Annotated in this window: 21 protein-coding genes; 2 read left to right on the forward strand and 19 right to left on the reverse strand. The window is 66.3% G+C overall.

The features are described 5' to 3' along the window. Window positions 1–68: 68 nt before the first annotated feature. Window positions 69–845, reverse strand: coding sequence for an enoyl-CoA hydratase (locus HV798_RS16020; protein WP_025139749.1), 777 nt, complete (start codon window positions 843–845; stop codon window positions 69–71). A gap of 32 nt (window positions 846–877) precedes the next feature. Here HV798_RS16020 and HV798_RS16025 point away from each other — a divergent pair, with 32 nt between their 5' ends. Further along, window positions 878–2,659 carry a M61 family metallopeptidase gene (locus HV798_RS16025; protein ID WP_175193649.1) on the forward strand — a complete coding sequence of 594 codons (1,782 nt, stop codon included), beginning with the start codon at window positions 878–880 and terminating at the stop codon, window positions 2,657–2,659. A 460-nt stretch (window positions 2,660–3,119) separates the two neighbouring features. Here the strand turns inward: HV798_RS16025 and HV798_RS16030 are convergent, their stop codons facing one another. The 5 genes from HV798_RS16030 to HV798_RS16050 all read right to left on the reverse strand — a co-directional run bounded on the left by HV798_RS16030 (window position 3,120) and on the right by HV798_RS16050 (window position 7,630). Next, window positions 3,120–4,091 (reverse strand): tripartite tricarboxylate transporter substrate binding protein, encoded by a 972-nt coding sequence (locus tag HV798_RS16030; protein WP_175193650.1) that lies wholly within the window; start codon window positions 4,089–4,091, stop codon window positions 3,120–3,122. Between the two features lie 103 nt (window positions 4,092–4,194). Continuing rightward, the gene (locus HV798_RS16035; protein WP_175193651.1) at window positions 4,195–4,887 is read right to left on the reverse strand and encodes a 3-oxoacid CoA-transferase subunit B; all 693 of its coding nucleotides are present in this window, start codon (window positions 4,885–4,887) and stop codon (window positions 4,195–4,197) included. A gap of 1 nt (window position 4,888) precedes the next feature. Further along, window positions 4,889–5,554, reverse strand: coding sequence for a 3-oxoacid CoA-transferase subunit A (locus HV798_RS16040; RefSeq protein ID WP_025139753.1), 666 nt, complete (start codon window positions 5,552–5,554; stop codon window positions 4,889–4,891). Further along, complete coding sequence (locus HV798_RS16045) at window positions 5,555–6,523, reverse strand: Bug family tripartite tricarboxylate transporter substrate binding protein (RefSeq protein ID WP_175193652.1); 969 nt, start codon at window positions 6,521–6,523, stop codon at window positions 5,555–5,557. A 216-nt stretch (window positions 6,524–6,739) separates the two neighbouring features. Further along, the gene (locus HV798_RS16050) at window positions 6,740–7,630 is read right to left on the reverse strand and encodes a LysR substrate-binding domain-containing protein (protein WP_175193653.1); all 891 of its coding nucleotides are present in this window, start codon (window positions 7,628–7,630) and stop codon (window positions 6,740–6,742) included. Between the two features lie 122 nt (window positions 7,631–7,752). Between HV798_RS16050 and HV798_RS16055 the strand changes: the two genes are divergently transcribed. Continuing rightward, window positions 7,753–8,514 (forward strand): maleate cis-trans isomerase family protein, encoded by a 762-nt coding sequence (locus HV798_RS16055; protein WP_025139756.1) that lies wholly within the window; start codon window positions 7,753–7,755, stop codon window positions 8,512–8,514. A 3-nt stretch (window positions 8,515–8,517) separates the two neighbouring features. Here the strand turns inward: HV798_RS16055 and HV798_RS16060 are convergent, their stop codons facing one another. From HV798_RS16060 to HV798_RS16120, 13 genes are all read right to left on the reverse strand, one after another. Further along, on the reverse strand, window positions 8,518–9,117 hold the full coding sequence (locus HV798_RS16060; protein ID WP_051593685.1) for an ANTAR domain-containing response regulator: 600 nt from the start codon (window positions 9,115–9,117) through the stop codon (window positions 8,518–8,520). 29 nt (window positions 9,118–9,146) lie between these two features. Then, the gene (locus HV798_RS16065; protein WP_025139758.1) at window positions 9,147–10,301 is read right to left on the reverse strand and encodes a transporter substrate-binding domain-containing protein; all 1,155 of its coding nucleotides are present in this window, start codon (window positions 10,299–10,301) and stop codon (window positions 9,147–9,149) included. Between the two features lie 93 nt (window positions 10,302–10,394). After that, window positions 10,395–12,092: a nitric oxide reductase activation protein NorD gene (locus HV798_RS16070; protein WP_246288855.1), complete on the reverse strand. Its 1,698-nt coding sequence runs from the start codon at window positions 12,090–12,092 to the stop codon at window positions 10,395–10,397. Window positions 12,093–12,094: 2 nt separating this feature from the next. Then, window positions 12,095–12,901, reverse strand: a complete 807-nt coding sequence (locus HV798_RS16075; RefSeq protein WP_175193655.1) for a CbbQ/NirQ/NorQ/GpvN family protein — start codon at window positions 12,899–12,901, stop codon at window positions 12,095–12,097. 61 nt (window positions 12,902–12,962) lie between these two features. Then, a complete protein-coding gene (locus tag HV798_RS16080; protein WP_025139761.1) occupies window positions 12,963–14,000 on the reverse strand; it encodes an aliphatic amidase in 1,038 nt (345 codons plus the stop codon). A 25-nt stretch (window positions 14,001–14,025) separates the two neighbouring features. Further along, a complete protein-coding gene (gene urtE, locus HV798_RS16085) occupies window positions 14,026–14,715 on the reverse strand; it encodes an urea ABC transporter ATP-binding subunit UrtE (protein ID WP_025139762.1) in 690 nt (229 codons plus the stop codon). Between the two features lie 13 nt (window positions 14,716–14,728). Then, window positions 14,729–15,490, reverse strand: a complete 762-nt coding sequence (urtD, locus tag HV798_RS16090; protein WP_175193694.1) for an urea ABC transporter ATP-binding protein UrtD — start codon at window positions 15,488–15,490, stop codon at window positions 14,729–14,731. Between the two features lie 32 nt (window positions 15,491–15,522). After that, window positions 15,523–16,569 carry an urea ABC transporter permease subunit UrtC gene (gene urtC / locus HV798_RS16095; protein WP_175193656.1) on the reverse strand — a complete coding sequence of 349 codons (1,047 nt, stop codon included), beginning with the start codon at window positions 16,567–16,569 and terminating at the stop codon, window positions 15,523–15,525. A gap of 4 nt (window positions 16,570–16,573) precedes the next feature. Beyond that, a complete protein-coding gene (urtB, locus tag HV798_RS16100; protein ID WP_217481182.1) occupies window positions 16,574–17,476 on the reverse strand; it encodes an urea ABC transporter permease subunit UrtB in 903 nt (300 codons plus the stop codon). A gap of 51 nt (window positions 17,477–17,527) precedes the next feature. Continuing rightward, window positions 17,528–18,721, reverse strand: a complete 1,194-nt coding sequence (gene urtA, locus HV798_RS16105) for an urea ABC transporter substrate-binding protein (RefSeq protein WP_175193657.1) — start codon at window positions 18,719–18,721, stop codon at window positions 17,528–17,530. Between the two features lie 360 nt (window positions 18,722–19,081). Further along, complete coding sequence (locus tag HV798_RS16110; protein ID WP_175193658.1) at window positions 19,082–19,630, reverse strand: hypothetical protein; 549 nt, start codon at window positions 19,628–19,630, stop codon at window positions 19,082–19,084. A 70-nt stretch (window positions 19,631–19,700) separates the two neighbouring features. Then, window positions 19,701–21,953 carry a TonB-dependent siderophore receptor gene (locus HV798_RS16115; protein ID WP_246288857.1) on the reverse strand — a complete coding sequence of 751 codons (2,253 nt, stop codon included), beginning with the start codon at window positions 21,951–21,953 and terminating at the stop codon, window positions 19,701–19,703. A 92-nt stretch (window positions 21,954–22,045) separates the two neighbouring features. Continuing rightward, the gene (locus HV798_RS16120; RefSeq protein ID WP_175193659.1) at window positions 22,046–22,975 is read right to left on the reverse strand and encodes a LysR family transcriptional regulator; all 930 of its coding nucleotides are present in this window, start codon (window positions 22,973–22,975) and stop codon (window positions 22,046–22,048) included. Window positions 22,976–22,991: the final 16 nt, after the last annotated feature.

Here is a 22,991-nt window from a genome sequence, read left to right on the forward strand (position 1 = left end):
ACGCGCCCTCGCGGGGCGCGTGGGTCTTGCCTGGCGCATCCGGCCTGCCGGCGCGGACGTAACAAGGTTTAACGGTGTTTAAAGTCCGGTTTGCGCTTTTCAGTGAAGGCGGCCATGCCTTCCTTCTGGTCTTCGGTGGCGAATAGCGAATGGAACACGCGGCGTTCGAACAGCAGGCCTTCGTTGAGCGAACCCTCGAAGGCGCGGTTGACGCATTCCTTGGCCATCATGACCGACGGCAGCGACATCGAGGCGATGACGGTGGCGGCGTCCATGGCTTCTTCCATGAGCTTGTCGGCCGGTACGACGCGCGACACCAGGCCGGCGCGCTCGGCTTCTTCGGCGCCCATCATGCGGGCGGTCAGTGCCATGTCCATGGCCTTGGCCTTGCCCACCGCGCGCGGCAGGCGCTGGGTGCCGCCGGCGCCGGGGATGACGCCCAGCTTGATTTCGGGCTGGCCGAACTTGGCGCTGTCGGCGGCGATGATGATGTCGCACATCATGGCCAGCTCGCAGCCGCCGCCCAGCGCGTAGCCCGCCACCGCCGCGATCACGGGCTTCTTGATGCGCTTGAGGGTTTCCCAGTTGCGGGTGATGTATTCGCTGCCGTAGACATCCATGTACGACCAGTCTTTCATGGCGCCGATGTCGGCCCCGGCGGCGAAGGCTTTTTCGCTGCCGGTGATGACCACGGCGCCGATGCCGGCGTCGGCTTCAAAGGCCAGCAGCGCCGCCCCGAGCTCGTCCATCAGTTGATCGTTGAGCGCGTTGAGCGCCTTGGGGCGGTTCAGCGTCAGCAGACCGACGCGGCCGCGGGTTTCGACCAGCACAAACGACTCGCTCATTGAATGTCTCCAGGGGAAGGATGAAATAAGATATGCGCATGGATAAAACCGATGCTTTCCCCGTACTTTACCGCCTCGCGCCCCATGACCCCGCCGGACACCGCTACCGGATAACCCTAACCGTCCAGGCCCCCTCGCCGGACGGCCAGCGGCTGTCGTTGCCGGCCTGGATTCCGGGCAGCTACCTGATCCGTGATTTCTCGCGCCAGATCGAGTCGTTGACGGCGTATTCGGGCAATCGGCGCGTGGTTGTCGACAAAATAGACAATCACACCTGGCAGGCCGCGCCTTGCGACGGACCGCTGCGGGTGGAATATGCGGTGTACGCCTGGGATCTGTCGGTGCGTGGCGCCCACCTGGACGAAACGCACGGCTTTTTCAACGGCACCAGCGTGTTCCTGCGGGTGCACGGGCAAGACCACCTGCCCTGCCTGGTGGACCTGGCGCCGCCGCGCGGCATCGACGGCTGGAAGGTCTACACCAGCCTGCCGGAAGCCCGCGGCCACCAGGGCGCGGCACGCCGGCACGGGTTCGGGCGTTATCTGGCGCCAGACTACGACGCGCTGATCGACCATCCGGTGGAAATGGGCACGCCGCAGGTGGCGAGCTTCACGGCGCATGGCGCCGAGCACGAACTGGTGTTCACGGGCGTGGCGCCCAACCTGGACCTGGCCCGCATCACGGACGACGTTCGCAAGATCTGCGAAACCCAGATCGCGTTTTTCGAACCGCGCACGAAGCGCGCGCCGTTCCTGGACAGCGCCGATCGTTATGTGTTCATGACGATGGTGACGGGCGACGGCTACGGCGGCCTGGAGCATCGCGCGAGCACGGCGCTGATGACGGCGCGCAAGGATCTGCCGGTGCTGGGCCAGCAAGGCCAGGGCGACGGCTACCGCGGCTTTCTGGGGCTGGTCAGCCACGAGTACTTTCACACCTGGAACGTGAAGCGGATCAAGCCGCAGGCGTTCGTGCCGTATGACCTGTCGCAGCCGGATCTGTCGCGGCTGCTATGGGTGTTCGAGGGGTTCACGTCTTACTACGACGATCTGCTGCTGCTGCGTTCGACTGCGATCACGCAGAGCGATTATCTGCGGCTGCTGGCCAAGACGATCACGAGCGTGGCGCGTACGCCGGGACGGCACAAGCAGTCGGTGGCGGAAAGCTCGTTCGATGCCTGGACGCGCTATTACAAGCAGGATGAGAATTCGCCGAACGCGCTGGTCAGCTATTACACGAAGGGTGCGCTGGTGGCGCTGGGGCTGGATCTGCTGATCCGACAGGAATCCGCCGGGGCGTATTCGCTGGATGATGTGATGCGGCTGCTGTGGCAGCGTTATGGGCGGGATTTCTATCAAGGCAAGCCGCAAGGGTTGCCGGAAGATGGGCTGCCTGGGGTGATCAAGGAAGCGACCGGGGTGGATGCGCGGCGCTTCATCGCCCGCTATGCCTATGGCGTGGCGGATGTGCCGCTGGCCGAACTGCTGGCGCCGCATGGAATCAAGGTGCAGTGGAAGGTGTCGGCGAATATTCCTTCGCTGGATGTGCGTACGCGCAAGCAGGGGGACTCACTGGTGCTGGCTACCGTGTTGGAAGGCGGGGCTGGGCATAAGGGGGGGTTGTCGGCGGGGGATCTGTTGGTGGCTATTGATGGGTTGAAGGTTGAGGGGGCTGCGGGGGTTGAGGTGTTGCTCGGGCAGTATCGGGTGGGGGATCGGGTGGATGTGCATGTGTTTCGGCGGGATGAGTTGAGGGTGTTTACGGTTCGGTTGAGTGGGCCTGAGGCGTTGGATTGTGTGTTGACTGTTGGGTGAAGTTTTTTTTATGGTTTTGGTTAAGGGCTCTTCTTTGGAAGGGCCCTTTGCTTTTTGGGGTGGGGTTCTTTAGCCGCGCGTGACGGGGCAGGCGGGTGAGGGCGGGGCTACGATTGCGGTCCGGAGCCTTCGCTCCGGACTGCCCCGTTGTCATCCTCGTCCGCCTTCGGCTCCCTACGGATTCCCTCGGGCGCATCTACACGCCCCGCCCTCACCCGCCTGCCCCGTCACGCGCTCTTGATGTGCCTTACTGCCGGCCGTTGGGGCGGTCAGTGTGCTTGGCATGCTAGCCAACATCGGAGGGGGTTGGCGGGGTGGGTCGGTGCCCGCCTCGTGGCGGCCGCGCGGGCGGCCTTACGAGGCTTACGCGGTGTCTTGCGTCGCGTGATGACGCTGCGCGCTTGCGGCGGGGGTGCTGTGATTTCGGCGGGGGGGTGTTGGCGACTTGTCGTTGCGTTGCTCAGTTCAGTTTTGCGCCTGAGACTTCTACCGCGTTTTTCCAGGTGGCGAGTTCTTTTTCTATGTGGTCGGCGAAGGCTTGGGGGGTGGAGCCTACGGTTTCGTAGCCGTAGCTGTTCAGTTGGGCCTTCAGGTCGGGGGTCTGGATGGCGGTGGCGATGGCGGTGCTCAGGGTGTCCAGGATGGGGGGTGGGGTGTTGGCGGGGGCCAGGATGCCGTACCAGCCGTTGACGACGAAGCCTGGGACGGATTCGGCGACGGTGGGGACGTTGGGGAGCAAGGGGGAGCGGTGGTCGCCGGTGACGGCCAGGGCTTTGAGTTTGCCGGATTGGACTTGGGGGAGCGAGGTGGAGATGCTGTCGAACATCAGGGAGACTTCGCCGCCCAGCAGGGCGACGACGGCGGGGCCGCTGCCTTTGTAGGGGACGTGCATCATGTCGGTGCCAGTGCGGGCCTTGAACATTTCGGCGGCGAGGTGGCTGGTGTTGCCGTTGCCGGCGGAGGCGAAGCTGAGTTTGCCGGGGTGGGACTTGGCGTAGGCGATGAGGTCGGGGATGTTGTCGGCGGGGGTGGCGAGCGGGGCCGAGACGAGCATGGGCAAGGTGGCGACGAGGGAGACCGGGGCGAAGTCGCGGCGGGTGTCGTAGGGTAGCGAGGGGTAAAGGCTGGGGTTGATGGCGTGGGCGGCCAGGACCATGAGCAGGGTGTAGCCGTCGGGTTTGGCGCGGGCCAGTTGCGAGGACGCGATGGCGCCGCCTGCGCCGGGTTTGTATTCCAGGACGACGGGCTGGCCCCACTTCTTTTGCAGGGCCGCGCCCAGCGGGCGGGCGAGGATGTCGGCGCTGCCGCCCGGCGGGTAAGGGATCAGCAGGGTGATGGGTTTGTCGGGATACGGGCCGGCGGCCTGTGCCGGGAAGGCCGCAAGCAGAGTCACCGTGGCGGCGGCCAGGGCAGCGAGGAAGGAACGGGGCATGGCGAGGCTCCTGGGTTTCGGACGAGAGGTCTGCGCGGATGCGGCTGGCGTGTCCTGCTTTTGCGCCCTGCTGCTGCGCCAGCCAGCGCACCAGCGCGCAAGGTCACACGTAGCGCGGGGTGCCGGCGGGGTCGAGCTGGATGGTGCGCAGCGGGTCGGGGAACTGCAGCGGGGCTTCGGTGACGGACTGCAGGAAGTCGGGGCTGATGCCTTGCAGCACGGCATGGACGCGCAGGCCGTCGGGGGTGACGTCGATGACGGCCAGGTCGGTGTAGATACGGGTGACGACGCCGGCGCCGGTGAGCGGATAGCGGCATCGGCGCAGGATCTTGGGTGCGCCGTCGCGGCCGCGATGTTCCATGATGGCCAGGACCTGCTTGGCGCCGACGGCCAGATCCATGGCGCCACCGACCGCGGGGATGGCATCGGCGGCGTCGGTTTTCCAGTTGGCGAGGTCGCCGCTTTCGGAGACCTGGAAGGCGCCGAGCACGGCGTAGTCGAGGTGGCCGCCGCGCATCATGGCGAACGAGATGGTGTGCTCGGTGACGGACGCGCCGGGCAAGAGCGTGATGGGCAGGCGGCTGGCGTTGATGAGGTCGGGGTCGATGGCGTCGCCCACGGCGGCGGGGCCCATGCCGAGGATGCCGTTTTCGCTTTGCAGCAGGATGTCCTTGTCGGGCGGCAGGTAGTCGCCGACCAGGGTGGGCATGCCAATGCCGAGGTTGACGATGGCGCCGTCGGGGATATCGTTGGCGAGCAGTTGGGCGACTTGTTGGCGGGTCAGGGGGGTCTGCATGTCAGGTCTCCACCCGGACGACGGCTTTGACGAAAAGGCCTTGGGTCATGATCTGCTCCGGCACGAAGGTGCCCAGCGGCACGACGTCGTCGACCTGGGCGATGGCGTGGCCGGCGGCCATGCACATGACGGGGTTGAAGTTGCGGGCGGCGTGGCGGTACATGAGGTTGCCCCAGCGATCGCCCTGGTGGGCGCGGATCAGGGCGTAGTCGCCGCGCAACGGCTGTTCGAGCACGTAGCCGACGCCGTCGATGACTTCCTGGTGGCGGCCCTGCGCCAGTTCGGTGCCATAGCCGGTGGGGGTGTAGAACGGCCCCAGGCCGGCACCGGCCGCGCGCAGGCGTTCGGCCAGGGTGCCTTGGGGCACGCATTCCAGTTCGACTTCACCGGCTCGGAAGGCGCGCGCAAAGGCTTCGGAGTTGGGGGGCCGCGGGTGCGAGCAGATGATTTTCCTGACCTGCTTGCGGTTGAGCAGCGCAGCAATGCCGCGGTCCCAGGTGCCGGCGTTGTTGGCAATCACGGTGAGGTCGCGGCGACCCAGTTCGGCCAGACAGTGCAGCAGTTCGAAGGGCACGCCGGCTTCGCCGAAGCCGCCGACCAGCACGGAGGCGCCGTCGGGAATGATGGCCACGGCCTCGGCCATGGACGCCTGAATCTTGTCGATCACTTATTGCTCCTGCGCGATGCCCGCGGCGGCCACGATCTGTTGCCAGCGCGCGCGTTCCTGGTCGATGAAAGCGGCGAACTCGGCCGGCGTGTCGCCGCCGGCCTGCCCGCCCATGGCGCGGAACCGCGCGCTGATGTCCGGGCTGCGGACCACGTCGCGGGTGGCGGCATAGAGGGTGTCGATGATCGGGCGCGGGGTGCCGGCGGGCGCGACCAGGCCGAACCAGGCAGTGACGACCATGTTCTTGACGCCGGCCTCGGCCATGGTGGGCACGTCGGGCAGTTCGGCCAGGCGCTGGTCGCTGGTGACGGCCAGCGCGCGCAGCTTGCCTGACTGGATGTACGGCATGGAGCTGGGCAGGTTGTCGATCATGAAGGTGAACTGCTGGCCCAGCAGTGCAGCCACGGCGGGGCCGGCGCCCTTGTAGGGCACGTGGGTGCCCTGGATGCCGGCGCGCTGCTTGAAGAGTTCGGCGGACAGGTGCGGCGACTGGCCGGACCCGGAACTGCCGAACGAGATCTTGCCCGGCTCGCGCCGCGCGTCGGCCAGCAGGTCAGCGACGTTGCGCACGGGCGACGCGGCGTTGACGACCAGCACGTTGGGCACCGAGATGACGCGGGTGACGGGTGCGAAGTCGGCGGCCTGGTAGGGCAGCGTCCTGTAGAGCGCGTAGTTGATGGCGTTGGGGCCGATGTTGCCCATCAGCAGCGTGTAGCCGTCGGGCTTGGCGCGCGCCAGGGCCTGGGCGCCGATGATGCCGGCTGCGCCGGCGCGATTTTCCACGATGACCTGCTGGCCCAGCCTGGCGGCCAGTTTGTCCGCGATGAGGCGTGCGGCGATGTCGGTGGTGCCGCCGGGCGAGGCCGGGATGATGAGGGTGATGGGTCGCTCGGGCCAGGCCGCCTGCGCGGGGCCTGCCAGGGCGATCGCCAGCGCGCTGGCGGCCAGCCAGCGTTGCGGGTGCAACATGCTTGTCTCCCTACGTGATCATCGAACGGATCAACTTGTGCGGGAGAGTGTGTGCGCGGCAGGCGGAAATGCCTATTCCGGAATGTGGAGGAGCGGCTTCGCCTGTGCCGAAGAGCCGCCGTTGCGGCGCGTCACGAAGGCGTCGGCGCGGATATCCGCGCGGATTCAAGACGGCGTCAAAACCGCGCCGCCGCATGACGCCCGGTCGGCGCCCGGTCAGCGCCCAGGCCGCATCGCCATCTTGCCGGCCGTCTGCAGAAAGGCCTGCAGGGCGCGGTTGCGGCCCAGGCGCCGGGTGACGGCGTAGACGGTGCCACGCGACAGTTCGGCCGGCAACGCGCAGACCGCAATGCGATCGCCGAAATGGCCGCAGGCGGATTGGGGCACCAGTGCGACGCCCAACCCGGCCGCCACCAACGCCAATTGGGCGGGCACTTCGGCCACGCGCTGGGCCACGGTGTGCGCGATGCCGGCGCGGGCGCAGGCGTCGGCCAGGCCGCGGGCAAAGCCCGAGGTGTCCGGGCGCAGCATCACGAAGGCATCCTGCGCCAGGTCGGCCAGCGCCAGACGTTTCCTGGCGGCCAGCCGGTGGCCGGCGGGCAAGGCGGCAACTACGGGATCGGGCCACAGCGCCAGCGATTGCAACTCGTCGTCATCGACCGCGGTGCGCGAGATGCTGACGTCGATGCGTTGCCCGCGCAGCGCGTCCAGCTGCGCGGCCGGGTTCATCTCGTTGAGCAGCACGGACACCTGCGGATGGGTAGCGGCGTGGCGCGCGATCAGCGCCGGCACCGGGCCCAGGAAGTGCGATCCGGACAGGCCGATCTCGATACGCCCCGCCCTGCCCTGGTCGACTTCGCGGGCTCGCACGGTGGCGTCCTTCAGGCCGGCCAGCGTGGCGCGCACGTCGTTCAGGAAGGCCGCGCCGGCCTCGGTCAGCGCCACCCGGCGATTGTTGCGGTCGAACAGCTTGACGTCGAGCTCGCGTTCAAGCTGCGCGATCTGCAGGCTGAGCGGCGGCTGCGAAATATGCAGCCGGGCAGCCGCACGAGTGAAGTTCAGTTCTTCGGCCAGCACGGCGAAATAGCGAAGTTGGCGGAGTTCCATGGTGGCCAGTGATTTGCGAAAGATATGAAACCAGACAAAAACTATATTGGAAACTATCGTTCGCGGCGAGCAGAATTGTTTGGCGCCGATCGGGCGCAGCCATTTCTCCCGGAGGCCCCGCCATGACCACGCCGCCCCGCGCTCTGCGCATCGGCCAGATCGTTCCCAGTTCCAACACCACCATGGAAACGGAGATCCCGGCCATGCTGCGGCTGCGCGAGACCATCGCACCCGAGCGTTTCACCTTCCATTCCAGCCGCATGCGCATGAAGCAGGTCACCGCGGCCGAGCTGGCCTCGATGGACCGCGAGTCCGACCGCTGCGCGCAAGAGCTGTCCGACGCCCGCGTGGACGTGCTGGGCTACGCCTGCCTGGTGGCCATCATGGCGCAAGGCCTGGGCTACCACCGCGTATCGCAGGAGCGGCTGCACCAGGCGACCGTCGACAACGGCGCGCCGGCACCCGTCATTTCCAGCGCGGGCGCGCTGGTGGAAGGCCTGCACGCCATCGGCGCGCGCAAGGTCGCCATCCTGACGCCCTACATGAAGCCGCTGACCAAGATGGTGGTGGACTACATCGAAAACGAAGGCATCGAAGTGCACGACAGCCTGTCGCTGGAGATCGCCGACAACCTGAAGGTGGGCGCGCAGGACCCGCTGGCGCCGGCCAGCCACGTCAACCGCCTGGACACGCGCGGCGTGGATGCCGTGGTGCTGTCGGCCTGCGTGCAGATGCCGTCGCTGGCCTCGATCCAGCCGGTGCAGGACCGCCTGGGTCTGCCGGTGGTGACCGCGGCCGCGGCCACCGTGTACCGCATGCTCAAGGTGCTGGGCCTGGAAACCCGCGTGCCCGATGCCGGCGCGCTGCTGACCGGCAAGTATTGAACGCTATTTGCCGAACGACAGGACCTCGTTGGCGTTGACGATGGCGGCAGCGATGTCCTCGGTCGTGACGCGCTTGTTCATGGCCTGTTCGCGAATCAGGTCGTAGGCCTGCCCTTCCGTCACGTTGCGGGTACGCATCAGGATGCTCTTGGCTTCCGAGATGCGGCGCGCGCCCAGCAGCTTGCCTTCGAGCTTGCGCAGGCGGCGCGCGTGCGACTTGATGTCGTCGCAGACCTGCCGTGCCACCACCAGCGTCGACAGCAGGCCGAACGAACGCACCGGCGACGGCAGCACCGCCTTGGCCCCGATGCGCAGCACCGCTTCGACAATGGTGGGATTCTCGTAGGTGACGATGGCGATGACCATCGGCGCCTCGTCGCTCTTGGCCCACTCGAAGCCCAGGTCGATGACGTCCGGCCGCACAGCCAGAAACACCACATCCAGCCCCTCCGGCAAGGTCGGCGCCGGCGGCCAGAAGGTCTGTACCTGACAGCCGATGCGTTGCAGCTGTTGCGTCAGCTGCCTGCCGTCGGCGTCGTCCGGATGGTAGACGACGACGCGCAGGGTGCGCAGGTCTTTCAGCAGCGATGGCGTCGCGCGCATCACGCGCAGGCGGCTTGCCGGCTCCACCGTCAGATCTCCAGCGAACTCAAGGTCGCCGTCCAGTCGCCCAGCGAGTGGGTGACGAGGTACGGATCGGGATGCACCGGCCGGGTGGCCTCGCGCACGATGGTGAACTGCCCCTTGCCGTTGACCCGCCCCACCCGCGGATACAGGCAGGTGTGGTGATTGGCGGGGTCGATGCGCACGCGGCCCTGCGGCGCATCGAATTCGCTTTGCAGCACCCGCGGCAGGATCTGCGCGATCTCGTCGGTGCCGGTGTCGCGGTAGGCATTGGCAAAGATGTGCATCTGGAAGTAGGCCGCTTCCCAGCACAGATTGGGCACGCAGTCCGCGCCGAAGCGCCGCCGCAACCGTTCCAGGCAGCGATGATTGACCTCGGAATCGATCGACTGGAAATACGGCGCCGAGGTGAAATGCCCTGCGGCCACCTCGGGTTCCATCTGCGAGATCTCGGCCTCTGACGTGGTCAGGCTGGCGATCGGCATGGTCTTGGGATCGAAGCCGGCATCGGCATAGGCGCGGTAAAGGCAGGCCGTGGAATTTCCCACCACCGTCGAGAAGATGAAGTCCGGGCGCTTGTTGCGGATGTCGTCGAGAATTTCGCGGTAGTCGCGTTCGGTCGCCGTCAGCGGCACGTAGCGCTCTCCCAGCTTGGCGCTGTCCTGGCGTTGCAGTACCAGCTCGCGCATGATGCGATTGGACTCGTACGGATAGATGTAGTCCGAACCGATCAGGTAGACGCGGGCGCCGAAGTTGGCGGTCATGAATTCGGCCAGCTGCACGCTGTTCTGGTTGGGCGCGGCCCCCGTGTAGATGATGTTGTTGGAGAACTCGAAACCTTCGTACAGCGTCGGGTAGAACAGCAGCCGGTTCCATTTCTCGACCACCGGCAGCACGGCCTTGCGGCTGCTGGACATATAGCAGCCGAAGATGACGTTGACGCGATCTTCGGTGATCAGCTTTTCAGCCAACACGCTGTAGATAGCGGGATCCGAGCGCGGGTCATAGCGCACCGGCACGACCTCGCGTCCATCGACGCCGCCGGCCTCGTTGATCTCATCGATGGCCAGCAGCGTGCCTTGCAGCTGCGAGCGGCCGATCGTAGATGTGGCCCCCGTTTCAGAGAACAACACGCCCACACGGATAGGATCTTTGTTTGCCATGGTCTGAGGAGTCGAAGCACAGAGGTCAATCGGTCCAGGTGATCAGTTTCAACATAGGCACGGGCCGCGTCAACACGTGGATTCCTGGGGGGCTCAGCCGAGCGTGGCGCGGCCGTAGCCATGGGCCAGCGCGGCAGGCAACGCCGCCGCGTTCAGCACGATCCGATACCCGCGGAATCCGAACATCGCCCGCAGCTGGGGTTCCGCGCGGCCATCCAGCGCCACGCATTGCACCCGCAGGCCGCCGCGGCGCAGCGCCAGAACCGCTTCGTGCGCATCGTCCACCAGGTAGCGCGGATCGTGCACGTCGATGTCTGAAGGCGCCCCATCGGTGACGACGATGAGGGCACGCCGCTCGCCGGGCATCCGCAGCGCCAGCTCGCCGGCATGGCGCAGCGCCGCGCCCAGGCGCGTCGAATAGCGGGCGCGTGCCGCTGCGATGCGGCCCAGCGCTGCGTCCACCGGCGCCACGCCCGCGTCCAACAGGCGGTAATAGTGCACCGCGGCACGCGTGTCGGAACAAAAGCCGTGCACCGCGATGCGGTCACCGCTTCCAGCCACCGCGCCCACCAGCAGCGCCGCGGCGCGCTTTTCCAGGTCAAGCACGGTGGCGCCGTCCTGTGCGGGGTCATTGGCCGAGGCGGACAGGTCCAGCAGCACCAGCGTGCTGCAAACGCCGGGCTGGCTGCCCGGCCGCTGGAAAAAGCGCGCGTCCGGCGCCAGATCCAGGCGGCGGTCGATCATGACTTCGATGGCGGCATTCAGGTCGATGTCATCCCCCTCCCATTGGCGCCGCAGCCGCCGCGCCCGGTCCAGACGACGCGAACGCGGCAGTGCCAGCCGGGGCTGGCGCAGCCCCGCCAACAGCGGTGCCTCGGCACGCCAGCCCGGCAGGCGTTCGATCACGGTGCACCAATCCGGCCGGCTGCGCGCCAGCCGGTAGTCCCATTCGGGATAGAGGTAACGCCCCAGTTCGGTGTCTTCGTCCGACGCCGCCTGGGCATCGCCCGGCGCGGCCTCGCGCGGCTGCGGCGCCGCGCCCTGGCTTCCCAGGGCCAGCGCGGGCGGCGGCTCGGCGGCATCGCCATAATCCCACAGATAGCTGTTGTCGTCGCGATAGGCCACCGGCACCACGTACTGCAGCGGATTGAAGCGCACCCGCATCTGGCCCAGGTCATTGGCCAGCAACGAACCCAGCCGGCGGAACGCGGCAATATCGGCCAGGTCGATGGCGGCCTGCGCTTCGAATAGATCGCGCCCTTTGTTGACCCAGTGGTTGTCATCGCGCAGCGTGGCATCCATCAACAGGCGGCACAGGCGTTGCATCAACGCGGAAAAACTGAGGTCGGCCGGATCGGGCAGCGACGGCACGAATGAATGAAACCAGCGGCGCACGCCGGGGTAACGGGCCACCAGCACCCGTTCCACCCGCGCGTCCTCGATGGCGGACACCACCGCCAGGCCCATCGGCTTGAGACTGGCGACGGGCTGGGCGGCGGGTGAATACAGCAGGTGGGCCGCCGCATGTGCGACGGCGGCGTGATCCCTTGCGGCGACGCTGGACGCGGCGCCCACGGGCTCGGCGTTGTCCGGCACCAGCAGATGCGTCGACGTCAGCACCGGCCGCGTCGGGCTGTCGGCCGCCTCGGAATCCGTCGGCTCCACCGTCATGGCACGCCCGGACAGGCCGCACAACAACCACGAGAGGCCCGGCCGGACCTTGTCCGGCGTCGCCGTGCGCACGCGCGCGGCAGCGCCCTCCCCGGTTCCGAACGCCGCAAGCGCGCGCATCGTCATTCCAGGTTGGCGTCGATCAGCGCCCGTAACGCCGCCGCCATGTCGGGATCGTCGGTCAGGGCGCGCATCATGGTCATGTCGCAGCTCTCGGCCGGGCTGACGCCGTCGCGGATCAGCACGCCGGCATAGATCAGCATGCGCGTCGACACGCCTTCGTCCAGGCCATGGTGCTTGAGCTCGCGCGAACCCTGCGCGATGCGCACCAGCCGGCGCGCCAGGCTGGCGTCGATGCCGGCCTCGTGCGCAACGATCGCCGCTTCATGGTCGGCGTCGGGATAGTCGAAATCCAGCGCCACGAAACGCTGGCGCGTCGATGGCTTCAGATCCTTGGCGCTGCTCTGGTAGCCAGGGTTGTACGACACCACCAGCTGGAAGTCTGGATGCGCGTGGACCACCTCGCCCTTCTTGTCCAGCGGCAGGATGCGGCGTGCGTCGGTCAACGGGTGGATCACCACGGTGGTGTCCTGGCGCGCCTCGACCACCTCATCCAGGTAGCAGATGCCGCCGTGGCGCACCGCCAGCGTCAGCGGACCGTCGTGCCAGGCCGTCCCGTCGGCGTCCAGCAGATAGCGGCCGACCAGGTCGGACGCGGTCATGTCTTCGTTGCAGGCCAGGGTCACCAGCGGCCGGCCAAGCTTCCACGCCATGTATTCCACGAAGCGCGTCTTGCCGCAGCCTGTAGGGCCTTTCAGGATGAGCGGCAGCCGGTGCGCATAGGCATGCGCGTACAGCTCGGCCTCACGGCCGCTGGGACGGTAATACGGTTCTTGCGCAATCCGGTAGGCGTCGAGCAGAGCGGCCACGATGCAGATCCTTTGCAACGGTCCGGCCAGCACCTGGCCGGACCTGGCGAACGGGAAAGTACTAGCGGTGTTGCGGCGCCTCGTTGGGAATGCCTTCGATGGGGCATTCCGGCGTGCCCACGGTTGACCGCGTGAACGATTCGACCTGTTTGCGGGTGCCTTCCGGATCGTTGATCCAGTTCGCGTAGAAGTTATAGGGGCACGCCGCGACGCCGCTGGCGTCCTCGCCCGAATTGATCTTGCCGGTGTAGCCGCGATGCACCAGCTTGAACAGGTGGTTCTGCGACTGCATGTTCTTGCGCGCGTCGCGGATCAGGCTGGTCGACAGTTCGGCGTACTGGATGCCCATTTCTTCTTCGCCGCATTCGCCCAGGGTGCGCCCGTCGAAGCCGATGATGGCGGAATGGCCGAAATAGGAATAGACACCGTCGAAACCTGCCGCGTTGGCCACCGCCACATAGACGTTGTTCATCCAGGCCATGGCCTTCGATACCATCACCTGCTGGTCCTTGGCCGGGTACATGTAGCCCTGGCATCGCACGATCAGCTCGGCGCCCCGCATGGCGCAGTCGCGCCAGATCTCGGGGTAGTTGCCATCGTCGCAGATGATCAGGCTGATCTTCAAGCCCTTCGGGCCTTCCGACACGTAGGTGCAATCGCCCGGATACCAGCCCTCGATCGGCACCCAAGGCATGATCTTGCGGTACTTCTGCACGATCTCGCCCTGGTTGTTCATCAGGATCAGCGTGTTGTAGGGCGCCTTGTTGGGATGTTCTTCGTGGCGCTCGCCGGTCAGCGAGAACACGCCCCAGACGTTGGCCTTGCGGCAGGCCTCGGCGAACACCGCGGTCTCCTCGCCCGGAATCGCCGCGGCGGTGTCGTACATCTCCTTGGCGTCGTACATGATGCCGTGGGTCGAGTACTCGGGGAAGATGACCAGGTCCATGCCGGGCAGGCCGCGCTTCATGCCCACCACCATGTCGGCGATCTTGCGGGCGTTGTCCATCACCTCGGCCTTGGTGTGCAGGCGCGGCATCTTGTAGTTCACGACGGCCACGCCCACGCAATCGTTGCTGCTGGAGATATCTCCATGTCTCATGACAATGCTCCTCAAAGGTTGACGGTCATACCGTCAGGAAAGACCTGATCTTGTCCTGGTCCAGGCCGGCCCGGCCCGCCTCGTGCACGATGCGGCCGCGATCGATCACCAGGAAGCGGTCGGCAAGGTCGAGCGCAAAGCTCAGCATCTGTTCGGACACGACGATGGCGAAGCCCTGTTCCTCGCGCAACGCATTCAGCGCCCGCGCGATGTCCTTGATGATCGATGGCTGGATGCCCTCGGTCGGTTCGTCCAGGATCAGTACCCGCGGGTTGGAAATCAGCGCGCGGGCGATCGCCAGTTGCTGCTGCTGTCCGCCCGACAGATTGCCGCCCTTGCGTCGACGCATCTCTTGCAGCACGGGAAAGAAGCGGTACAGGTAGTCCGGCACCGCTTTGATCCGGCTGTGCTCGGCGCCGGTCAGGATGTTCTGTTCGACCGTCAGGAACGGGAAGATCATGCGCCCCTGCGGCACGAAGGCCAGCCCGTTGCGCACCCGCTGGTAGCTGGCCAGCCCGGACAGCTCGGTGTCGCCCAGCCGGATGCTGCCGGACCCCGAACGCAGCATGCCGATCAGCGCCTTGAGCAAGGTGGTCTTGCCCATGCCGTTGCGGCCCATGATGGCCACCGATTCGCCCGGACCCACCTCGAAACTCACGTCACGAATGACGTGCGATTCGCCATAGCTCACATTCAACCCGTCGATGCGAAACACGGATGTCTCCCTTTCAATGACCCAGGTACACGTCGAGCACGCGCGGGTCGGCTTGTACCTCGGCCACGCTGCCCTCGCTCAGCAGCCGCCCCTGGTGCAGCACCGTGACCTTGTGGGCGATGCGTTTGACGAAGTCCATGTCGTGCTCGATCACCACCACCGACTTGCCGCGCGCAATGCGCACCAACAGTTCCGCGGTCTGTTCCCGTTCACGCGGACTCATGCCCGCCACCGGTTCATCCAGCAGCAACAGGCGCGGCTCCTGCATCAGCAACATGCCGATCTCCAGCCATTGCTTCTGGCCGTGGCTGAGACGCCCGGCCTTTTCGGCCAGCCGGTCGGCCAGGAAAACCTGCGCCGCCATCGCCTCGATGCGCTCGCGCACCTCGGCCGTGCGCCGAAAGCGCAGCGAACGGATCACGCCGTGCACATTCGGCAGCGATATCTCGAAGTTCTCCAGCACCGTCAGGTCTTCGTACACCGACGGCGTCTGGAACTTGCGGCCGACTCCGGCCCGTACGATGTCGAACTCCGCCAGCCGAACCAGGTCGCGGCCCTCGAACATCACGCGCCCCGCTGACGGTCGGGTCTTGCCGCAGATGATGTCCAGCAAGGTGGTCTTGCCCGCCCCGTTGGGCCCGATGATGACGCGCAGTTCGTCCTGCGCCACGCTCAGGCTCAGGCCGTCGACCGCGCGAAAGCCGTCGAACGACACGGTCAGGTCTTCGACGCTCAGGATGACGCCAGCGCTGGGGCGGTCAACATGCATGTCCATGACGGGTGACTCAGACAGGTCCAGTGCAGTGGTCATCGCGCGCTCCCGACGGTGCGGCGTGCCTGCCACTGGCTGACCACGCCGGCCAGGCCGTTGGGCATCGCCACCACCACCACGATGAAGATCGCGCCCAGGAAATACAGCCAGATCTCGGGAAAGGTCTCGGACAGATACGATTTGAGAAAGCCGATCAGCAACGCGCCCACCACCGCGCCGGGAATCGACAGCCGGCCGCCGACCGCGGCATAGATCACCATCTCGATCGACGCCACGACACCGATCGCCCCCGGCGAGATCAACCCCACCTGCAGAGTGAAGAACGCCCCGCCGATGGACGACAGGACGGCCGCGACGCAGAACACGCACGCCTTCACATGCGCGGTGTCATAGCCCGAGAAGCGCACGCGGTCTTCGCGATCGCGGATGGCAATGAGGATCTTGCCGAGCCGGCTGCGCACGATGAACAACGCCGCCACCATGGCCAGCGTCAGCACGGCCGCCTCGACCAGATACAGCACCTGCTTGCCATCGTCGCCGACGATGTCCCAGCCCAGCAGCGTGCGGAAATCGGTGATGCCGTTGGCGCCGCCGGTGTCGCCTTGCTGGCCGATGATCAGGACGGTCAGCGTCATCGCCAGCGCCAGGGTCACGATGGCGAAATACACGCCGCCCACCCGCTTGCGAAAGATCGCCAGCGAAAACAGATACGCCGCCGCGCCCGGTAACGCCACGATCAGCAACAGCGTCCATCCCAGGGAATGGAACGGCAGCCACCACACGGGCAGGCTGTCGACGCTGCTCCACACCATGAAGTCGGGCAGCTCGGGAGTGGACGCCTCCAGCTTCAGGAACATGGCCATCATGTAGCCGCCCAATCCGAAGAAGATGCCCTGCCCCAGGCTCAGCACGCCGCAGTAACCCCAGGTCAGCACGATGCCGATCGCCACGAAGGCAAACGCCATGTATTTGCCGAGCAGGTTGAGCCGGAACGGGTCCAGCGACAGCGGCATCACGGCCAGGATCAGCAGCGCCACCAACGCCAGCGCGATTTCCTCGGTTCTGCGGTGCAAGGTCTTCATCGTGTCATCCTCGCGTCTTGGGCGCGAACAGCCCGTTGGGGCGGAAGTACAGCACCACGATCACCAGGACCAGGATCGTGACCTTGGCCATCGAGCCGCTCATCAGGTATTCCAGCGTGGTCTGTGATTGCGCGATCGCCAGCCCCGAGAAGGCGGTGCCCAGCAGGCTTTGCACGCCGCCGAACACCACCACGATGAACGAGTCGACGATATACAGCTGGCCGGTTCCCGGATTGGTGGAGCCGATCATGGTGAATACGCAGCCGGCGATGCCCGCCAGGCCAGAGCCCAGCGCGAACGTCAGGGCATCGACTCGCCGCGTGTTGATGCCCACGGCGCCCGCCATGGCGCGGTTCTGGGTCACCGCCCTCACCCGCAGCCCCCATGCGCTGCGGTACAGCAGCAGGTAGACGCCCAGCGCCACCAGCAGCGTCAGCCCCAGGATGAAGATGCGGTTCAGCGGAAATTGCAGATCGGGCGTCGGCTCCCAGGCGCCGCTCAACCATGAGGCCAGCGGCACGCTGACTTCCTGTGCGCCGAAGATAGAGCGATAGGTCTGCTGCAGGATCAGGCTCAGGCCCCAGGTCGCCAGTAGCGTGTCCAGCGGCCGGTTGTAGAACCAGCGGATGAAGCCGCGCTCAAGCAAGTAGCCAAACGCCGACGTCGCCAGGAACGCCAGGGGGATCGCCACGAACAGATAGATGTCCATCCACCCGGGCGCCCAGCGCTGGAATGCCACCGACACCAGATAGGTGGTGTAGGCGCCCATGGCCATCAGCTCGCCATGGGCCATGTTGATGACGCCCATCAGGCCGAACACCACGGCCAGGCCGATCGCCATCAGCAGCAGAATGCTGAAAAGGCTGATCCCGTTGAAAAACTGCATCGCGGCGATGTCGATGTTCATGATCGCGTTCCATGCGCCGACGGCGGCGCCCTCGGCGGTTGGCAGGCCCGTTTACAGCTTGGGGAAGGGATTGGGTTCGATCAGGTCGGCCGATTCCCAGACCACGTCGAACTGGCCGTCGGGCCGAGCACGGCCCACGCGCACTTTCTTCCACACGTGATGGTTCTTCTCGTGCACCCGCACCGTGCCTTCCGGCGCCTCCAGCGTCAGGCCGGCCGAGGCCGCGATGACCTGGTCGGGGTCGAACGAGCCGGCCTTCTCGGCGCCCAGCTTCCACAGATAGACGCTGTTGTAGGCCACTTCCATCGGGTCACCGATGACGCGATCCTGTCCATACTTGGCCTTGAATGCCTTGACGAACTTCTCGTTGGCCGGATTGCGCAGGCTCTGGAAGTAGCCCATGCAGGCGTAGTAGCCCGCCGCGTTGTCCTTGCCGATGCCCTCGATCTCGTTTTCGGACACCACGGTCGACAGCAGCACCACCCGCGTGCCGTCCAGCCCGGCGGCGCGCAACTGCTTGTAGAACGCCACGTTCGAGCCACCCACCACCGTGCTGTAGATGCACTCCGGCTTGGCGGCCTTGATCTTGTTGATGATGGACGAGAATTCGGTGTGCCCGAGCGGTGCGTATTCCTCGCCCACCACCTTGGCGCCCATATGGGCAATCGCCGGCTTGGCGATCTTGTTGCAGGTCCGCGGATAGATGTAGTCCGAGCCAACCAGGAAGAAGGTCTTGCCCTTTTCACGCGCCATCCATTCCACCGCGGCAATCACCGACTGCGTCGCTTCCTGCGACGGATAGAACACGCGCGCATCCTGCTCCTGTCCTTCGTAATAGGTGGGGTAATACAGCAGGCCCTTGCTGCGCGCCAGCACGGGCAGCAGCGCTTTTCGCGAGGCCGAGGTGTAGCAGCCGATGATGGCCGCGACCTTGTCGCGATCCAGCAGCTTTCGCGCCTTTTCGGCAAACACGGCGTTCTCGCTGGCGCCGTCCTCGACGATCGGATCGATCATGCGGCCCATCACGCCGCCCGCGGCGTTGATCTCTTCGATGGCCAGTTTCTCGGCGTCCACCAGCGACGCCTCGGCGATGGCGATGGTGCCAGACAGGGAATGCAGCAAGCCCAGCTTCACGGTTTCCTGCGCGAACGCGCGGCGGGGCAAGGCGGCCACCCCCGACGCGGCACCCAACAGGACCATGGAGCCACTGTGCTGCAGAAAGCGGCGGCGGTTGTATGCGCTCATCGATACGCTCCTGTGCGTTTCCGAAGGCAAGCCTGTAGCCAGGCCGCCCGGGATTGGGCGGCCGCCCCAGGCAGCCACATCACGACGACAACCATCCATCCGCCCTGCATGCGTTTCTTCGGGCAAAGCTGCGCCCACGGCGCGTCATGGCGCCATCCGGAAGAAGACGATTTGCAAACGGAAAACGAAAAGGCCCGAGCCGGAAAATCCGGCTCGGGCCTTTTTGCCCCACGCCTGACTGGCAACACTGGCAGTCGGCGAAAATTGGAAGACGATCTAGCGTCTGGAAGGCATTCTGAAGAAGCGCACGGTGTCGTGCCATGCGTATTTTCCCTTACCAGGCGCGGCCTGGCGGGGTGGCTACGGCAAACGGCGGATCACGCTGTTGGCGTACATCGGGCCCTGCACATGGTGGCCCGTCATGACGTTGGTCTGGTAGCGCTGCACCACGCCATCGAGCGATGCAGGGTCGAGCAACGCCCGCATCGTGGCAAAGCCGGCCGAGTCCACGCGTTCGGGCGCACGGCCCTTGGGATACAGGCGCCGCTTGCCCTCGTCGATAGGCGCCTGCAGCACGCCGCCGCTGGCCGTCAGGTCCAGCACGAGCTTGCCGTCGCGCAAGCGCGCCGATCCATACGCGCCCAGTTCGGCATCGTCCAGCAGCAGGCTGCCGGTCAGCGCATAGTCGCCCGACGGCAGCGGCTGCACGTACAGACGCAGGGTATAGGGCGGCTCGCCGTTGCGGTCATCGACCGTCCAGCGGTATTCGCCGGCCGCCCATAAGGATGACGGCGCGGCCATGGCGCTGGCGGCTGGCGCCGCAGGCGTGACGGCTTGGGCGGCAGTGCCGGCGCAGAGCGCAGCGCCCAGCAGGGCGGCGCGCAGCGATCGCGTCAGGAAGGCTTGCATGGTGTTCTCCTTGGTGTTGCGTTCAGGGGGGTACGGGAAGCGTGTCCAGGATGGCTGGGCCGCGCCCGCTTCAATACTTGACCCGCAGGTTCAGCATGGCGCTGCGCGGCTCGCCATAGGCGTTGCCCATGTCCGCGTTGCCCAGCCGCTGGTAATAGACCTTGTCGAACAGGTTGTTCACGTTCAGGCCCAGCGACACGTGGTCGCTGACGCGGTAGCCGATGCGGGCATTCCAGAGGGCATAGCCGGCTTGCGACACGCGCACCGAACTGCCGCTGACCGGGCCCTGCACGGCGCTTTCGGTATAGATGCCGCTCTTGATGTTGACGCCGCCGCCCACGCTCCAGCGGTTCCATTCACCCGGCAGCTGATAGGTCGTCCACAGCTGGAAGATGTGCCTGGGCGTAAAGGTCCTGAAGGCCGCGCCGCCATTGGTGTTGTCTTTCAGGTAGCGGGTGGTGTTGAAGGTATAGCCGCCCGCGACTTCCCAGCCCGGCGCGATGCGGCCCGAGACCTCGGCTTCCAGGCCCTGGCTGCGCACCTGGCCGCTGGCGTCATAGCAGCAGTCGCCTACGTCGGGATAGGCCGGGTCGCGTTGGGCGCGGTTGCGTTCGGTGATGCGAAACAGCGCGAAAGACGTGTTCAGCTTGCCATCGAGCCACTCGCTTTTCAGGCCGGCTTCGTAGTTGGACCCCACCACCGGCGGCAGCGAGCCGCCGTCGGCCGTGCGCAGGTCGCTTTGCACGCGGAAGATGTCGGCATAGCTGGCGTACGCGGTCCAGTGGCTGTCGATGTCGAAGACCAGGCCCGCGTACGGCGTCATGCGGCCATGCTCGCTGACCGCCGGATCGCTGCGGCCGGTGATGAGATTCTTGCTCTGCGTGCGCCACCAGCTCATGCGCGATCCCAGCACCAGCGTCAACGGATCCGCCAGCTTCAGCCGCGCCATCGCATACACGCCGGACTGGCGGGTCTTGACGTCGCTCTTGCTGCCCCATTGCGGGTCGGCCGGCTCGGGATAGTCGTTGACGTCGTAGTGAAAGACATCCACTGGCCGCGCCGAAAAGCCCGGCAAGGAATACGCGTTGTAGGCCCGCGCGCTGCGGTCGTACCAATTGCCGCCGAACACCAGTTCGTGGCGGCGGCCCAGGGCTTCGAATGCGCCGGTCACCATCAGGTCCATGCCCAGCTGTTCGTTGCGGTATTGGTTGCCGCCGCCATACAGACGGGGCCCCAGACCGGTCTGGCGATCGACGGCGCCGCGCACATAGGCGTATTTGAGCTTGCTGGTTTCGTCGGCCTGGTTGACGTTGAGCTTGACCGTCCAGTCGGACGAGAACTGGTGCGCCAGTTCGGCGAACACCTGCGTGTTCTCGAAATCCCAGCGGTTCCAGTCGGCGCCCAGGTAGGTGCCGCGCGTCAGGCCAAGATCGCCGCCATCCTTGTAGCGAGGCAGCTGCATCATGTAGGGCAGCCAATCGCGCTTCTGGTAGCTGCCGCCCAGGGTCAGCAGCGTGCGTTCGCCCAGGTCGGCCTCGACGATGCCGTAGTAGGCCTGCTTCTGCGAGTTGGCCACGTCATAGAAATACTTGCGGTCTTCCTGCGCCGTGGCGATGCGGCCGCGCACCGAACCCGAGGCGTTCAGCGGCGTGGACAGGTCCAGTTCGCCGCGGTAGTTGTCCCACGACCCGGCGCTGGCCGAGCCGGAAAACTGCAATTCACGCGTGGGGCGCTTTCGCACCAGGTTGATAACGCCGCCGGGCTGGCCCGCGCCGTTGAACAGGCCGGCCGCGCCGCGCAGCAGTTCCACGTGGTCAAACATGAACAGATCGGGCTGCGCCCACGATGCGCCCCCCGTCTGCATCGGCACGCCGTCGTACTGGAAGTATTCGATCTGGAAACCGCGTGAATAGAACTGCGGAATCGCGGCGGTGGCGGCCAGGTCGATGGTGATGCCGGGGGTCTGCGCCATGGCGTCTTCCAGCGACGCCAGGTTCTGGTCTTCGATGCGTTGACGCGTGATGACGGACACCGACTGCGGTATTTCACGCAACGACAGCGGCAGCTTGCCACCGATGGTGACGCTGGGCGCGGTGTACGAGGCACTGCCTTCGGTGACGCCGGCCTGCTCGCCCTGCACCGTGACCGGCGCCAGGATGGCGGTGCCCGGCTCGGCCGACTGCGCCCCCGCGCTGCCCGCCCCCGCGGCCAGCCCGACCGCCACGGCGCCGCGCCGCAACCACTGCGCGGCGGCTGCCGCACCCGCGTGGGATGAATGTTTGCGCCGCGCCAACCGACGCGCCCCACGTGTCTTGATACCCACGATTTCCTCCGCTTCCTGCCCGTTTCAATAAGATTGATAATCATCTTCAATGGGCGGAAGGCGGGCAATCGGAAAGGCTTTCGAATTCCGGATTAAGGCTTTCGCTTTTTCACCGGCGACACGGCCAGGCGGATGGCGGGCGCCTGTTCACGCAAGGCCTGCCACAAGTGCGTCATCACCGGCCCCTGCGGCCGATCGCGGCGCCGCGCGGCCGCCAGCGTCTCGGTGCCGCCGGGCAGGTGGCGGTTGGCCAACGACACGAGACGGCCATCCCGCAGTTCGTCTTCGATCAGAAAACGTGGCATGTGGCCCCAACCCAGGCCTTGCAGCAGGATCTCTTTCTTCATCAGCTGGTCGGCAACCGTGCACTGGCGCGCGCCCTCGACCATGAAGTAGTTCCGTGCAGGGGTATGGCGGGCGGTGTCGCGCATGACGCACTGGGTGTAGTCGCGCAGCTGTTCGGGCTTGGTGGCGCGCGGCGCGGGCTCGCCCAGGTAGCCGGGCGCGGCCACCGGCACGAACGGCACGCTGCCCAGGTCCAGCCATTCGACCTGCGACTCGCCGGGTTCGACGCGATGCAGGATCAGGTCGGCATCGCCATCCATCAGCCGTTCCCAGGGGCCGGTGACCGCCTCGAAATGCAGGTTCAGCCGCGTGGCCGGCCACGCCGCGAAGAACTGGCCCAGCATGCCCAGCAGCAAGGGCCGCGGGCAGAAATCGCCGATCACCACGTTCAATTCGGTTTCCTGGCCCATCGCCAACTGCTCGGCATGGGCCCGCAGGCCGGCCAGTTCGCGCAACAGGGCCTGCGCGCGCAGGTGAAACGACTGTCCGGCTGGCGTGGGCTTGACGCGGTAGCCGGCGCGATCCAGCAGTACCAGGCCCAGCTGGCGCTCCAGCTTGGCCACCGCGGCGAACACGGCCGGATGGGACCGGTGCAGCAACGCGGCGGCGGCCTGGAAGCCGCCTGCCCGCACCACCGCGTCGAAGCATTGCAGGTCGTGCAGCGTGAATTCGCTCATGTCTGTTTTTCCGACA

Source organism: Achromobacter deleyi (assembly GCF_902859705.1).
Lineage (GTDB): Bacteria > Pseudomonadota > Gammaproteobacteria > Burkholderiales > Burkholderiaceae_B > Achromobacter > Achromobacter deleyi.